Source organism: Massilia eurypsychrophila, from assembly GCF_002760655.1.
Lineage (GTDB): Bacteria > Pseudomonadota > Gammaproteobacteria > Burkholderiales > Burkholderiaceae_D > JAFCUW01.
In genome coordinates, this window is record NZ_PDOC01000014.1 from 36,145 (window position 1) to 49,725 (window position 13,581).

At 67.2% G+C, this 13,581-nt stretch carries 12 protein-coding genes; all 12 read right to left on the reverse strand.

Annotated features, from left to right (window positions below; translation table 11 throughout):
* Positions 1-11 precede the first annotated feature (11 nt).
* Complete coding sequence (locus CR105_RS19140; protein ID WP_099791127.1) at positions 12-2,717, reverse strand: nitrate reductase; 2,706 nt, start codon at positions 2,715-2,717, stop codon at positions 12-14.
* A gap of 14 nt (positions 2,718-2,731) precedes the next feature.
* On the reverse strand, positions 2,732-3,955 hold the full coding sequence (locus CR105_RS19145) for an NAD(P)/FAD-dependent oxidoreductase (RefSeq protein WP_099791129.1): 1,224 nt from the start codon (positions 3,953-3,955) through the stop codon (positions 2,732-2,734).
* On the reverse strand, positions 3,952-4,299 hold the full coding sequence (gene nirD / locus CR105_RS19150; RefSeq protein WP_099791131.1) for a nitrite reductase small subunit NirD: 348 nt from the start codon (positions 4,297-4,299) through the stop codon (positions 3,952-3,954). The genes CR105_RS19145 and nirD overlap by 4 nt, the downstream gene beginning before the upstream one ends.
* Positions 4,300-4,308: 9 nt before the next feature.
* Positions 4,309-6,840, reverse strand: a complete 2,532-nt coding sequence (gene nirB, locus CR105_RS19155) for a nitrite reductase large subunit NirB (RefSeq protein WP_099791133.1) — start codon at positions 6,838-6,840, stop codon at positions 4,309-4,311.
* An 11-nt stretch (positions 6,841-6,851) separates the two neighbouring features.
* The gene (locus tag CR105_RS19160) at positions 6,852-8,153 is read right to left on the reverse strand and encodes an MFS transporter (protein WP_099791135.1); all 1,302 of its coding nucleotides are present in this window, start codon (positions 8,151-8,153) and stop codon (positions 6,852-6,854) included.
* Between the two features lie 363 nt (positions 8,154-8,516).
* Positions 8,517-9,623 (reverse strand): CmpA/NrtA family ABC transporter substrate-binding protein, encoded by a 1,107-nt coding sequence (locus CR105_RS19165; protein WP_099791136.1) that lies wholly within the window; start codon positions 9,621-9,623, stop codon positions 8,517-8,519.
* Between the two features lie 25 nt (positions 9,624-9,648).
* Positions 9,649-10,293, reverse strand: a complete 645-nt coding sequence (locus CR105_RS19170; protein WP_099791138.1) for an ANTAR domain-containing response regulator — start codon at positions 10,291-10,293, stop codon at positions 9,649-9,651.
* 65 nt (positions 10,294-10,358) lie between these two features.
* The gene (locus CR105_RS19175; RefSeq protein WP_099791140.1) at positions 10,359-11,117 is read right to left on the reverse strand and encodes a flagellar brake protein; all 759 of its coding nucleotides are present in this window, start codon (positions 11,115-11,117) and stop codon (positions 10,359-10,361) included.
* Positions 11,118-11,135: 18 nt separating this feature from the next.
* On the reverse strand, positions 11,136-11,465 hold the full coding sequence (locus tag CR105_RS19180) for an EscU/YscU/HrcU family type III secretion system export apparatus switch protein (protein WP_099791142.1): 330 nt from the start codon (positions 11,463-11,465) through the stop codon (positions 11,136-11,138).
* Positions 11,458-12,702 carry a flagellar hook-length control protein FliK gene (gene fliK / locus CR105_RS19185; protein ID WP_099791144.1) on the reverse strand — a complete coding sequence of 415 codons (1,245 nt, stop codon included), beginning with the start codon at positions 12,700-12,702 and terminating at the stop codon, positions 11,458-11,460. The genes CR105_RS19180 and fliK overlap by 8 nt, the downstream gene beginning before the upstream one ends.
* 68 nt (positions 12,703-12,770) lie before the next feature.
* The gene (locus CR105_RS19190) at positions 12,771-13,097 is read right to left on the reverse strand and encodes a flagellar protein FliT (RefSeq protein WP_307189647.1); all 327 of its coding nucleotides are present in this window, start codon (positions 13,095-13,097) and stop codon (positions 12,771-12,773) included.
* A complete protein-coding gene (gene fliS / locus CR105_RS19195) occupies positions 13,097-13,573 on the reverse strand; it encodes a flagellar export chaperone FliS (protein ID WP_099791146.1) in 477 nt (158 codons plus the stop codon). Before fliS ends, CR105_RS19190 begins: the two co-directional genes overlap by 1 nt.
* Between the last annotated feature and the right edge of the window lie 8 nt (positions 13,574-13,581).

Here is a 13,581-nt window from a genome sequence, read left to right on the forward strand (position 1 = left end):
CCTACGGTGAATTACGCAAGGGCCTCGGCTGCCCGCGTCTGTGCCAGCAGTTGTTTGAGCTCGGGCACGCACGAGCCGCAGTTGCCGCCGGCTTTCACACACGCAGTGATCTCGGCCGCTGTTGTCAGGCGGTTGGCGCGGATCGCATCGCAAATCGTGTTGCGGCCGACGCCGAAGCAGGAGCACACCGTCGGCCCGACGTCGACACCTTTTTCGGCTGCCTGCCCACTTAGCAGTCCCACGCGGTCAAGCTGCGACAGCTCGTCCTTGGCGAACAGGCTCTCCAGCCAGGCGCGCGAGGGCAGGTCCGACCGCGGCGAGATGAACACGCACTGTTCGATGCGCTCGTTAACGATGTGCACCGCGCGGTAGACGGCGCCGCTGCGATCTGCGTAGTCGAGCCAGTCGGCGTGGGCATCGGCCACGCCGAGCAGCGCGCGCGCCCAGGCGCCATGGTCGGGAATTGCGCCTCGCCCGGCCATCTCGTAGCGCGTAAATTGCTGGCCCTGGATCCGCGTCCAGTGGGCCACGCCGTCGAGCGGCAGGTCGCTGCGGCTCAGGATGAAGCCGTGCCACGATACGCCGAAGCGCTCGATCGTCACCGGCGTGTGCTTGAATTCGGGCTCGCCCGAGATCGGGTCGACGGCAGGATTGACTACCGTGCCAACGCGCGCGTCGGACGCGGTCTGGCCGTTCCAGTGGATCGGAATGAAGACGCCGCCGCGGGCGATGCCGCCGCCATGCTGCACTCGCGCGACCATGGCGCCCCACTGGCTCGACACGCGCGCCAGTTCGCCTTCGCGCACGCCGAATTTGAGCGCGTCTTGCGGGTGCATGTCGATGAACGATTCGGATACGTGGCCGGACAGGCGCGCGGCCTTGCCGGTGCGCGTCATCGTGTGCCACTGGTCGCGCACGCGCCCGGTGTTGAGAACCAGCGGGTACTCGGCGTCCGGCATGTGCACCGGCGCGCGGGTGGCGGTGGCGATGAAACGCGCCCTGCCGTCGCGGTGGGCGAAGCCGCCGTCTGCGAACAGGCGGGCGGTGCCGGCGCCACCTGGTGACACGGGCCACTGTACTGGCTCAAGTTCATCGTACTGGCGCGCCGTCAGGCCCCTCAAGCCGCCGATGCTGAAAGCGCGCGGCGCGGCCGCCGGCGTATTGCGATATGCGCTCAGGCGAGCGTGTTCGTCGAAAATCTGATGCGGGCCGTCGAAATCGAAGCCGTCGAAGCCCATCCGCTGCGCGACCTGGCACAGCGCTTTCCAGTCGGCGCGCGCTTCGCCGGGCGCCGGCAGGAATGCGCGCTGGCGAGATATGCAGCGTTCGGAATTTGTGACGGTGCCGTCCTTTTCGCCCCAGCCGAGCGCCGGCAGGAGGACGTCGGCAAAGGCGTTGGTGTCGGTGCCGGCGACGATGTCGCTCACCACCACCAGCTCGCATTTTTCGAGTGCGCGCTGCACCTGGTTGGCGTCCGGCAGGCTGACCAGCGGGTTGGTGGCGACGATCCACACGGCCTTGACCTTGCCCGCCTCAATGTCGCGGAACAGGTCGACCGCTTTCAGGCCAGGTTTATCGGCGATGCGTGGCGCCTGCCAGAATCCCTGGACTGTCTCGCGGTGCAGCGGGTTGTCGAGATCCATGTGGGCGGCCAGCATGTTCGACAGGCCGCCGACTTCGCGCCCGCCCATCGCATTGGGCTGGCCGGTCAGCGAGAACGGTCCCATGCCAGGCTTGCCGATACGGCCGGTCAGCAGGTGGCAGTTGATGATGGCGTTGACCTTGTCGGTGCCGGCCGACGACTGGTTGACGCCCTGCGAGAAGGCTGTGACGACCTTCGTGGTGGCGGCAAACGAACGGTAAAAGTCGAGCAGCGCTTCCGGTTCGACGCGGCAGGCCTTGGCCACCGCCAGCGGATCGGCGCAGTCGTGTTCCGCCACGTCGAGGGCGCCATCGAAGCCGCTGGTGTGCGCGGCGACAAAGCCGGCGTCGACCTTGCCATTACGGGCCAGGTAGCTGAGCAGGCCATTGAACAACCAGACGTCGGTGCCGGGCTTGACCGGCAGGTGCAGGTCGGCCAGCTCGCAGGTGGCGGTGCGGCGCGGGTCGATGACGACGACCTTGAATTCGGGACGCGCTTCCTTGATCGCGGAGATGCGCTGGAACAGGATCGGGTGGCACCAGGCGGTGTTGGAGCCGACCAGCACCACCATGTCGGCCTGCTCGAAGTCGTCGTAGCAGCCAGGCACCAGGTCCTCGCCGAAGGCGCGCTTGTGGCCGGCCACGGCTGACGACATGCACAGGCGCGAATTGGTGTCGATGTTGGCGCTGCCGATGTAACCTTTCATGAGTTTGTTGGCGACGTAGTAGTCTTCGGTCAGCAGCTGGCCGGAGACGTACAGCGCGACCGCATCGGGACCGTGCTCGGCGATGATATCGCGAAAGCCGCCGGCGATCTTGTCGAGCGCGGCGTCCCACGATACCTGGCGCAGCGCGCCATCTTCGCGCACGGACGGATGCAGCAGGCGGCCGTCCAAGCTAAGGGTGTCGCCGAGCGCCGAGCCTTTGACGCACAGGCGCCCGCGATTGGCGGGGTGGGCGTCGTCGCCCGCGATGATGACGGCGCCGTCGCCGACCGGGGTGGCCAACACGCCGCAGCCAACGCCGCAATACGGACAGGCAGTGCGAATGGCCAGTGGAATGGGGGAGAGATTCATTGAAGGGTTCCTCGTCAGGCGGCTTGCGCGCACAGCGCTTCGCCAAACAACAATCGGTTGCGCATGGAGGAGATGTCGGTGCGGTCCTGGATCAGGCCGAAATACCACGGGCCGTCCTGCACGTCGCCGTACAGCACCGCGCCGGCGATGCGGTTGCCGCTCAGGACCAGCCGCTTGTAGATGCCGCGGCGCGGATCGCGCAGCACCAGGTCTTCGGTGCCCTCGGCGCCGATGAAGTCGCCCACCGAATAGAGGTCGACGCCGGTGACCTTGAGTTTCGTCGGCGTGGCGGTCTGCACGTAGCGGCGGTGGCCGCTGCGCGCCAGGTGGGCGCCGCAGACTTTGGCCTGGTCCCAGATGGGCGCTACCAGGCCGAACGTGCTGCTGCGGTGCTGTACGCATTCGCCCACAGCGTAGATGCGCGGGTCGTAGGTTTGCAAGGTGTCGTCGACGACGATGGCGCGCTCGCAGTGCAGGCCTGCTTCCTGCGCCAGCGCGATGTTGGGGCGCACGCCGGCGGCCATCACGACCAGGTCGGCGGCGATCTCACTGCCGTCCTTGAAGCGCACGGCGCTGACACGCTTGCCGCCGATGATTTCGGCGGTGTGTGCGTCCAGCATGAAGTGCAGGCCCTTGAGTTCGAGCGCGTTTTTGAGCAGCAGCGACGCCGGCTTGTCGAGCTGCTGGTTCATCAGGCTGTCGGTGACGTGGACGACGGTGACGTGCATGCCGCGCCGTAGCAGGCCGTTGGCCGCTTCGAGGCCGAGCAGGCCGCCGCCGATGACGACCGCGCGGCCGCCGCTGCGCGCAGCTTCGAGCATGGTGTCGACGTCGCAGATGTCCCTGAAACCGATCACGCCGGCCAGCTTGTGGCCAGGCACCGGCACGATGAAGGGCGTGGAGCCGGTGGCCAGCAGCAGGCGGTCGTACCAGACTTCGCGGCCGGACTTGGAGCGCACCATGCGGCGGCGGCGGTCGATGTGGACCACCGGATCGCCGGCGTGCAGCGTAATGCCGTTGTCGGCATACCACTGGCGGGGGTGCAGCATGATGTCGTCGATGTTCTTTTCGCCCGCCAGCACGGGCGAGAGCAGGATGCGGTTGTAGTTACCGTGCGGCTCGGCGCCGAATACGGTGATGTCGTACAGCTCGGGCGAGAGCTTGAGCAGTTCTTCGACCGTGCGCATGCCGGCCATGCCGTTGCCAATCACGACCAGCGACTGCCGCGGCGCGTTCATGCGCCGACCCAGACCTTTCCTTCGGCGATGCGGGCGTGGAAGCTGCCGACCGAGTGCTCCGGCGCCTCGATGCATTCGCCGGTGCGCAGGTCGAAGTGGTGCTTGTAGATGGGCGAGGCGACGACGATGCGCTCGCCCAGGTTGCCGACCAGGCCGCGTGAGATGACAGAGGCGCCGGAGTTGGCGTCGTAATTGCCGATCGCGTAGACGTGCGAGGCGCCGTCGTCGACATGGAAGACGGCGACCTGCTCGCCGTTGAACAACGCGCACACGCCGGTGTTGGGCACGATGTCGGCGAGCGCGCAGACTGCCGTCCAGTTAGCGATTTGAAGGTCGCGGTTCATGTGGTTCTCCTAGGCGGTGAGGGCGATGATCGGGATCGTCTTGCGCTGGCGTTCTTCGATCGTGGCGGGACGAATCTGGCCGCGTTCGGACATGAACACCACGTTCTGGTCGGCCTGCTCGCTGTTGACGAAGTGGCGGAAGCGCTTGCGCGTTTCCGGGTCTTCGATGGCAGCCTTCCATTCGCAGGTGTACGTGTCGACGACGCGCTGCATGTCCGCTTCAAGTTCGACAGCCAAACCGAGCGAATCGTTCACGACGACGGCGCGCAAATAATCGAGGCCGCCTTCGAGGTTGTCGCGCCAGACGCTGGTGCGCTGCAGGCGGTCGGCGGTGCGGGTGTAGAACATCAGCAGGCGGTCGATGTAGCGAACCGCGGTCGCTTCATCGAGGTCGGTGGCGAGCAGTTCGGCGTGGCGCGGCTTCATGCCGCCGTTGCCGCACACGTAGAGGTTCCAGCCCTTTTCGGTGGCGATCAGGCCGATGTCCTTGCCTTGCGCTTCGGCGCATTCGCGGGTGCAGCCGGAGACGCCGAACTTGATCTTGTGCGGCGTGCGCAGGCCCTTGTAGCGGTTCTCGAGCGCGATCGCGAAGCCCATGCTGTCGCCGACGCCGTAGCGGCACCAGGTGTTGCCGACGCAGGACTTCACGGTGCGCAGCGACTTGCCGTAGGCGTGGCCGGATTCGAAGCCGGCGGCAATCAGTTCTTCCCAGATCAGCGGCAGCTGGTCGACGCGGGCGCCGAACAGGTCGACTCGGGCGCCGCCGGTGATCTTGGTGTACAGGCCGTACTTCTTGGCGACCTGGCCGACGGCGATCAGGCCGTCGGCGGTGACTTCGCCGCCCGGCATGCGCGGCACCACCGAGTAGGTGCCGTCCTTCTGGATGTTGCCGAGGTAGTAGTCGTTGGTGTCCTGTACCGCGGCGTGCACGGGGGTCAAGACGAAGTCGTTCCAGGTGGAGGCGAGGATGCTGGCGGCGGCGGGTTTGCAGACGTCGCAGCCGAGGCCCTTGCCGTGGGCGGCCAAGAGCTCGGGGAAGGTCCTGATCTGACCGACGCGGATCAGGTGGAACAGCTCCTGGCGCGAGTAGGCGAAGTGCTCGCAGATGTTGTTGTTGACGGCCAGGCCCTGCTTGCTCATTTCGGCCTTCATGACCTGGGTGACGAGGGCGACGCAGCCTCCGCAGCTGGTGCCGGCGGCGGTGCAGCTTTTTACTTCGCCGATGGTGATGGCGCCGCCGCACACGGCGGCGCAAATGGCGCCCTTGGAGACGTCGTTGCAGGAACAGATTTGGGCGGTGTCGGGCAAGGCGTCGACGCCGAGGGCGGGGCGCGCGCTGCCGTCGCTTTGCGGCAGGATCAGGAATTCTGGCGACTCGGGCAGCTCGATCCGGTTCAGCATCATCTGCAGCAGCGTGCCGTATTCGGCGGCGTCGCCAACGAGGACGCCGCCGAGCAGGTACTTGCCGCAGCTGGAGACGACGATCTTCTTGTAGACCTGCTTGCGCTCGTCGGTGAACTGGTAGGAGCGGCTGCCTTCTTCGGTGGCGTGCGGGTCGCCGATGCTGGCGACGTCGACGCCCATCAGTTTGAGCTTGGTGCTCATGTCGGCGCCGGTGAAGGCGGGCGCGCCGCCAAGCAGGTGGCGCGCCGCGGTGCGCGCCATCTCGTAGCCGGGTGCGACCAGGCCGAAAATCTGGCCGCCCCACAGCGCGCATTCGCCGATGGCGTAGACGTCGGGGTCGGAGGTGAGGCAGCTGTTGTCGATGGCGATGCCGCCGCGCGGGCCGACGGCCAGGCCGCAGTCGCGTGCCAGTTCGTCGCGCGGGCGGATGCCGGCGGAGAAGACGATCATGTCGGCGTCGAGGTGGCTGCCGTCGGCGAACTGCATGCGGTGGGTGCCGTCTTCGCCGTCGATGATTTCAAGGGTGTTCTTTTGGGTGTGGACGGTGACGCCGAGCTGCTCGATCTTTTTGCGCAGCACGCGCGAGCCGCCGTCGTCGACCTGCACGGCCATCAGGCGCGGCGCGAATTCGACGACGTGGGTGTCGAGCATCATGTCGCGCAGCGCCTTGGCGCATTCGAGGCCTAGCAGGCCGCCGCCGATCACGACGCCGGTCTTCGAGCGCTGGCCGCATTCGAGCATCGCTTCGAGGTCTTCGATGGTGCGGTAGACGAAGCAGTCCTTGCGGTCCTTGCCGGGCAGCGGCGGCACGAACGGGTAGGAGCCGGTGGCGAAGACCAGCTTGTCGTAGGCGAGCACTTCGCCGCTGTTGACAGTGACGGTCTTCGCCGCGCGGTCGACCGCCGTTACCCTGGCGTTGAGCTTGAGCGCGACGTTGCCCTTGTCGAAGAAGCCAGGCGCCACCAGCGACAGGTCGTCGGCCGATTTGCCGGCGAAGAACTCGGACAGGTGGACGCGGTCGTAGGCGGGGCGCGGCTCTTCGCACAGCACCGTCACTTCGAGGTGCGCGGCTTCCGCGGCCAGCGTTTCGAGGAATTTGTGGCCGACCATGCCGTGACCGATGACGATGATTTTCATGCGTGTTCTCCTTATGCCGCGGCGCCGGCCGGTGCAAGTTCGGTGGTGGTGTTGATGCTGAAGCGGACGGCGATGGCGCACAGCGCGGCGATCACCACCAGGGCGGACAGGATGCTGAGGGTTTGCTGGATGTCGCCGGTGCCTTTCATCAGGAAGCCGGCTGCGACTGCGCCGACATTGCCGCCGGCGCCAATGATGCCGGCCACGCCGCCAAGCGCCTTGCTGTCGATGAAGGGCACCAGCGCGTAGGTGGCGCCGCAAGCCATGTGGGTGAACAGGCCGAAGCACAGCATGGCGATGACGGCGTAGGTGACGGTGTCGGCGTTGGCGAACCACAAGAGGCCCAGGCCTTCGCCGATCATCATGATGAACAGCAGCGTGACGCGGCTGTTGAGGTTGCCGCGGGCAGCGCCGCGGTCGGACAGGTAGCCGCCGAGGGCACGGGCGAACAGCGCCAGCAGGCCAAAGCTGCCGGCGGCCATGCCGGCGGCGCCGAGCGACAGGCCGAAGTGGTCGACGTAGTAAACAGCGGCGATGTTGTGGATGAAGATCTCGATACCGAAGCAGGCGCCGTAGGTGACGAACAGCAGCCAGACGCGGTAGTTGGCGGCGGCGGCCTTGAAGCTGTCCCAGCCCCCCTTCTTGCCACCGTCAACGGCGATGCCCGCCGCGCGCATCTCGGAGTAGTTGCCTTGCGGGCAGTCCTGGGTGTAGCGGTAGTACAGGCCGGCCATGATGATCATCAGCACGCCAGGGACCAGCAGGGCGACGCGCCAGCCGAGCGTTTCGCTGACGCCCATCATGATGACGGCGGCCATCAGCAGCGGCATCAGGACCTGGGCGGCGCCACCGCCGGTGTTGCCCCAGCCGGCGGCGGCGGCGTTGGCGGTGCCGACGACGTTGGGCGCGAACATGACCGAGGTGTGGTACTGGGTGATGACGAAGCTGGCGCCGACCGCGCCGATGCCGAGGCGGAAGAACAGGAAGCTTTCGTAGCTTTGCGACAGCGCCACGCCGAGTACAGGGATGGCGCCGAGCAGCAGCAGGCCGGTGTAGGTCTTGCGCGGGCCGTAGCGGTCGCACATCGGGCCGATGATCAGGCGGACCAGGATGGTGATGGCGACCGCGGCGATGTTGATGTTGGCGATCTGGGCGATCGACAGGCCGAATTCGCCTTTGATGACCGGCATCAGCGGGGCGCAGGCGAACCAGGCGAAGAAGCAGACGAAGAACGCCATCCAGGTCAGGTGGAAGGCGCGCATCGGTGGCGTCGAGAAGGAGAACAGTTTGATGCTGGTTGCTTTGCTGGCCATGTCAGTCCCGTTAAAAACGAAAAGGCGTCCGCACAAGCCCGGTTGGTATAACCAGGTTGGGCGGACGCCGTTGTCCTTGCCGGTCCGCCTTTGGACCAGCGCTGTGTATCTAAGGGGATCGCCGTTGATCCGTTATGGTTGTATGAGCAGGAAGCGTGCCAGAGGCGCGTGCCCGTGCTGAGGTGAGCGGGCAAACCGATACGCATCATCGCGGTGCGTGCATGCCCGAAAATGATGCGATGCAGCGTGAAACGTGCATGCGATGTTCACACCGCTAGCTTTTGCTTCGACGGATCACCGGATAGCGGTCGGAGATATGCCCGCGGTGAAGGAGGCGGCGTAGCCGGCGGGGTCGCTGCCGTCCTACGGCTTGCCGTCCATCAGCGTTGAAGAGCGCATCACGCCGGCCGGGACCGGCGTGCCGCTGAGCTCGGCCGCTTCGCGGTACAGCTCGACCTGGTTGATGGCGCCGGCCACCGCCAGGTAGTCGGGGTCGGTCTTCAGCATGCCCCAGCGGCGCTGCTGGGTCATGAACCACATTGCGTCCGACAGCCACGGAAAATTGACGTCGCCTTCGCCGTGGAAGCGCAGGCGGTCGTGGTCGGTCCAGCTCTTGCCGAGCCCGTCCTGGTAGCGCCCCAGCAGCCGCGCGGCGATCAGCTCCTGGGCAGCGTTGATGTAGGCCGGGCTGGCGAGCACTTCGGCGGCGGCCTCGCGGTGGGCCTCGTCGGCCTCGATCCAGCGGGCAGCGTCGAGTACCGCGGCGACCAGCGCGATGCAGGTGCGCGGACTGCGGCGTGCGAAGTCGGCGCTGGCGCCAAGCACCTTGCCGGGATGGTTGCGCCAGATTTGCTGGCTGGTGGAGGCGGTGACGCCGCAGTTGTCCTGCACCGCACGGGCGCTCCAGGGTTCGCCGGCGCAAAAGCCGTCGAGGTGGCCCGCTTCGAGGCTGGCGGCCATCTGCGACGGCGGCAAGGTGACCAGGCGCACGTCGTGCTGCGGATCGATGCCGTGGGCGGCGAGCCAGTAGTTGAGCAGCAATGCGTGATTGCCGCCCGGGAAAGTATGGGCGAAGGTCATGCGCCGCTCGGTCACCGCCAGCAGCGCCTTGAGCGAGGGGCCGTCGACGGCGCCGCGGCTGGCGAGGCGGCGCGACAGCGTGATGGCCTGGCCGTTCTGGCTCAGGCCCATCAGCACGGCCATGTCGCGCTGGCGGGCGCCAAAGCCGAGGTGGGCGCCGGTGACCAGGCCGTACAGCGCGTGCGAGGCGTCGAGCGCGCCGTCGCACAGCTTGTCGCGCACCGACGACCAGGACATCTCGCGGCACAGTTCGATGCGGATGCCGTAGCGCTGGTCGAAGCCGAGCACCGACGCCATCACCAGCGAGGCGCAGTCGGTGAGCGGCATGAAGCCGACCCGCACGATTTCCTGCTCGGGTGCGCCGACTCCCGCATTTGCCACTCCTGCCATACCACTCCTTGTTTGGTGCGCCGGGTCAGCCCAGCAGGTCTTCGACGTCGAGGATGCGCTGGGCGATCTCGGACAGTTTCAGCTTCTTGTTCATGGCCATGCTGCGCAGCTTCTGGAAGGCCTGTTCCTCGGTCAGCTGCTGGTGCGCCATCAGCACGCCCTTGGCGCGCTCGACAACTTTGCGTTCGGCCAGCTTGTGGCGCGTGTCGGCCAGCTCGTCGAGCAGCTTTTGTTCCTGCCGGAAGCGCGCCAGCGCCACGCCGAGCACCGGCTTGATGCGTTCGGCCTTGAGGCCGGCGACGATGTACGCCGAGACGCCGGCCGCCATCGCCGCTTCCATGCTGGAGGTGGTGTCGTCCTCGGTGAACAGGACGATCGGGCGTCTCTCGTCGCGGCTGGTGATGACGATGTGTTCGAGCACGTCGCGGGCGTCCGATTCGGCGTCGATGATGATCAGGTCGGGCTGCAGCTGGGCGATGCGCTCGGGCAGGAACATGTCGGCCGGTAGCGAGGCGACCAGGTCGTAGCCGGCTTCGAGCAGGCCGATGCGCAGCGCGTTGCCGCGCCGAACCTGGGCGGCGAGGGCGGCGTCATCGTGCTCGCCAGGCGGCACGATGGTGGTGGCGACGACGATGCGCAGCTTCGGGGGAGGAGGTTGACGCGATTTCATGCCGGTGCTGCAAGCAAGATCCGTGCCGGGTGTTTGCGATGTCTTCGCCGATCAGCGCGAAGTGATCAGTTCAGGCCGGCGATGCGGGCATTGCGTTCGCGCTCGAGCTTGGTGATGTAGCGCTGCACCATCGCCAGGTTGCCGCGCGAGATGTCGATGAAGTGGCAGCCGAGACGGCGGTTGGTCTTGTTATTGAGCAGCGTGAGGTCGACCGAGTTGCGCACCTGCAGCGTGGTGGTGACGGCGCCGATCTCGGGCAGGTCGATGCGCACGCCTTCGTAGTTGATGCCGATGGTGTCGCCCAGCACCAGCTTGTTGTCGAGGATGGCGATGCCGCCGCAGCTGATGTCCGACAGCGGAAAACCGACCGTGGTGCCGCCGAGTTCCTCGGGCATCTGGATCATCGCGCGCACCGGGTTGCCGAGGGGCGTGGCCATGCGGTAGAACTCGCGCCGCTGCAGGCGGATCAGCGACACAGGCAAGGCCAGTTTCAGCGCCGGCGCGTTTTCGAACGTGGTCTCGGTGACGCCTTCGCCGGAAAACAGGATGCGGATCTTGTCGAGCGAGGTTTCGAAGGAAATGCGCTGGCCGCGCAGGATGCGCAGGTTCTGGGCGCTGTCGATCGAGCGGTCGAGGATGACGGAATTGGTGTCGGCGTCGACGTCGAGCACCGAGGTGACGCAGACGTCGGCCTCGCCCTGGACCAGCATGCGTACCAGCTGGTTCTTTTCGCCGATGCTGCGCAGCAGCGCGATGATTTCACGGCGCGAGCTGACCTCGAAATCGTGCCAGTTTTCCAGACCTACATCGTTTATTGGTTGCATCGTTCCCAGCCGGGTATGTTAGGTATTGATGAGTCGGACCACGTCGGGAACCGGCGTCGCCGGGCCGCCATTTCCTTGTGCAGATTCAATATGATATAGCCAGGCCAGCAGTTCCGCAATCGCGCGGTACAGCGCCGGCGGAATCTGGCGGTCGAGGTCCACTTCCATTAGCAACGCGACCAGCTCCTTCGACTCGTGCACGAACACGCCGGCCTGCTGGGCGCGGCCGATGATCTGCTGGGCCATCAGGCCCTTGCCCTTGGCCACCACCTTGGGCGCGCCGTCGCCGTCCTGGTAGGCCAGCGCGACCGCGTTCTGGTGCCGGCGGCTGGCGGCGTCGTCAGACATTGCCCGGCTCCCGGGCGGCGCCGACGGTCAGCGAGGCGGGCGGATTGCCGGACGCTTCGAGCGAGCGCTGCAGTTCGCCGGCGCGCGCGCGCAGCAGGTTGCCGATCGCGTCCGAGCCCGGCTGCAGCTGGATGTGCAGCTGGTCGCCGGCGAGCACCACGGTGGCGCCGATTTCGCCGAGCGCGGCAAAGCGCAGCCGCAGCGCGCTGCGCCAGGGCGCTTCGGGCGCTTCGCCGCCGCTCGCCTGGCGCTCGCCGCGCTCGGGCGGGTCGCGGCTGATCTGCCACGACATGTCCTGACCCGGCCACAACTGGCCCTGCCAGGCGACGCGGCCCTGCTCGTGGCTGGCCAGCTGCAGGTTGATGAACTGGGCGGTGGCCGGATCGGCGGGGATGGCGCCGCCCGGCGCGAACGCGGCCGATGCTGCGGCGGCCGCGGCAGATGCAGGCGCCGGCGCCGCGGGCCCGGCTTCCTGCCTGGCTGCGGCGCGCTGCATCTGCGGCTCGCGCTGCAGCTCGGTGAGATCTCGCTTGCCGGCCGACCATTCGGCGACATGCGATTCGTAGAACAGGCCGCTGGCGCCGATGGCGTCCTTCAGCACCGCCGCCAGCTTGACCGGGTCGGCGCTCGGCGCCGCCATCAGCGGCAGCGGCGCGACGATGGTCGTCTGGGGATTGGGCGCGCGGCCGGCGGCGCCGAGGACGGTGGTGATGACGCGCGCAGCCTCGCTGATGGTCGAGCGCGTGCTGGAGGAGTCGGAGTCGGCAAGCTGGCCGGCCGGCGGGGCATCGCTGAACAGGCCGGCGGCGCGCTGCATGGCGCCGGCGCGGGCGGTGCCGGCCGCGCTGCCGGCCGCGCTGCCGGCCGCATTGCCGTTGGCGCCGTACAGCGACGGCTGGTCGGGCAGGTTGTCGGCGAACGCCTGGAACGGCGCCGACTGCGGCGCGTTGGTGACCTGGAAGGTGGGGCGCGGACTGATCGACACCAAGGTCAGCGGTACTTCGGCGCCCGGCTGCGCGTTCGCCGGCAGCATCATGCGCGCCGGCGTGCCGGCCACACGAACGAGGAAGCTGCCGTCGGTCAGGCGCGCCAGCACTTCGGCGGGCATCGATTTGCCGAGCTGGCCGGCCAGCGAGCGCTGGAACTCCTGCTGGCGGGCATCGGCGACCGCTTCGACGGCGGTGGCCGCGGTGACGCGGCCGACCGGCGCGAGGTGGATGCTGTCGGCGGGACTCATTGCGCCCCTGTTGCAGTCAGGCCGCCGGCGTCAGTCACCGCACGGGCGGGCATGGCGGTCAATTCCGATCAGGCGCCGTACGCCGCCGACAGCTTGCGCGAGGCGCCGCTGCTGTTGATGAGGGCCGACAGTTCGGCCATCCACGGCGTCGTCAGGTTGCGGATCTCGCGATCGTGGGCGAGGATCTGGTGGATGATGGCGACCTTGCGCAGGCGCCTGTCACCGCTCAGCGCGACGACCGGCTCGCCATCCTTGAGCGACTGGATATGGCTGGCGCAATGCGACTCGAGCGCGGCGAGGTTTTCCCAGTCGCGCACCTGGGCGGCCTGCAGCATCTGGCCGGTCAGTTCGGACACGGTTTCGTACAGCGAAATTACCTGGTCACTATTCATCATTATCCGGCGCTCACAAAAGATGCAGTACGTGGGGCAAGGCTGTCGTAGGCGGTCGGCCGCGGCGGCGGCGCGGCAACCGTATTGACGCTGTCGCCGATCGCTTCCCAGGCGCCCTTCAGGTCGGCCAGCAAGGTGTGCACCTCGTCGAGGATGGCGGTGTCGTTGGTCAGGTTGGCCAGCATCAGCCGGCGCCCCATGTATTCGTACAGGGCGTCGAGGCTGTGGGCGATCTGGCCGCCGGCTGTCTTGTCGAGGCTGGCGCGCAGGCCGTTCTCGACGATCATGATGACTTTCGAAATCGCATTGCCCTTCTTTTCGATTTCGCCCGCCTTCATGTGCACGACGGCGGCCCGCAAGGACACCAGCGCGCCGTCGAACAGCATGACGATCAGCTTGTGCGGGCTGGAGGCGACGACCCCGGTTTCGAGGCCGACCTTGGCGTAGGCGTTGGCTCCCTTGTGCGACGATCCAAACATGGACGGTT